This is a genomic window from Corynebacterium sp. MSK004, assembly GCF_030232515.1.
GTDB lineage: Bacteria > Actinomycetota > Actinomycetes > Mycobacteriales > Mycobacteriaceae > Corynebacterium > Corynebacterium hesseae.
This window is the reverse complement of the sequence record NZ_JASPKB010000017.1, coordinates 1-1,328: the sequence shown is the minus strand read 5'-3', so window position 1 is coordinate 1,328 and position 1,328 is coordinate 1. Positions and strand designations below refer to the sequence as shown.

Annotated in this window: 1 rRNA gene; it reads right to left on the bottom strand. The window is 56.0% G+C overall.

The annotated features are described in order from the left end of the window. Positions 1 to 9 precede the first annotated feature (9 nt). Positions 10 to 1,328, bottom strand: a 16S ribosomal RNA gene (locus QP999_RS13475); the annotation flags it as partial.

Below are 1,328 nucleotides of genomic sequence, written 5' to 3'. Positions count from 1 at the left end.
GCTCCTTAGAAAGGAGGTGATCCACCCGCACCTTCCGGTACGGGTACCTTGTTACGACTTCGTCCCAATCGCCGATCCCACCTTCGACAGCTCCCTAACAAGTTTAGGCCACTGGCTTCGGGTGTTACCAACTTTCATGACGTGACGGGCGGTGTGTACAAGGCCCGGGAACGTATTCACCGCAGCGTTGCTGATCTGCGATTACTAGCGACTCCGACTTCATGGGGTCGAGTTGCAGACCCCAATCCGAACTAAGACCGGCTTTCAGCGATTCGCTCCACCTCACAGTGTCGCTGCGCGTTGTACCGACCATTGTAGCATGTGTGAAGCCCTGGACATAAGGGGCATGATGATTTGACGTCATCCCCACCTTCCTCCGAGTTAACCCCGGCAGTCTCTCATGAGTCCCCAACCAAATGCTGGCAACATAAGACAAGGGTTGCGCTCGTTGCGGGACTTAACCCAACATCTCACGACACGAGCTGACGACAACCATGCACCACCTGTACACCAACCACAAGGGACACTACATCTCTGCAGCAATCTGGTGTATGTCAAGCCCAGGTAAGGTTCTTCGCGTTGCATCGAATTAATCCACATGCTCCGCCGCTTGTGCGGGCCCCCGTCAATTCCTTTGAGTTTTAGCCTTGCGGCCGTACTCCCCAGGCGGGGCGCTTAATGCGTTAGCTACGGCACAGAAGACGTGGAAGCCCCCTACACCTAGCGCCCACCGTTTACGGCATGGACTACCAGGGTATCTAATCCTGTTTGCTACCCATGCTTTCGCTCCTCAGCGTCAGTAACTGCCCAGAGACCTGCCTTCGCCATCGGTGTTCCTCCTGATATCTGCGCATTTCACCGCTACACCAGGAATTCCAGTCTCCCCTACAGCACTCAAGTTATGCCCGTATCGCCTGCACGCCCGAAGTTAAGCCCCGGAATTTCACAGACGACGCGACAAACCACCTACGAGCTCTTTACGCCCAGTAATTCCGGACAACGCTCGCACCCTACGTATTACCGCGGCTGCTGGCACGTAGTTAGCCGGTGCTTCTTATACAGGTACCGTCACAAAAAGCTTCGTCCCTGTCGAAAGGAGTTTACAACCCGAAGGCCGTCATCCCCCACGCGGCGTCGCTGCATCAGGCTTCCGCCCATTGTGCAATATTCCCCACTGCTGCCTCCCGTAGGAGTCTGGGCCGTATCTCAGTCCCAATGTGGCCGTACACCCTCTCAGGCCGGCTACCCGTCGACGCCTTGGTAGGCCATTACCCCACCAACAAGCTGATAGGCCGCGAGCTCATCTTGCACCGAAAAAACTTTCCAAC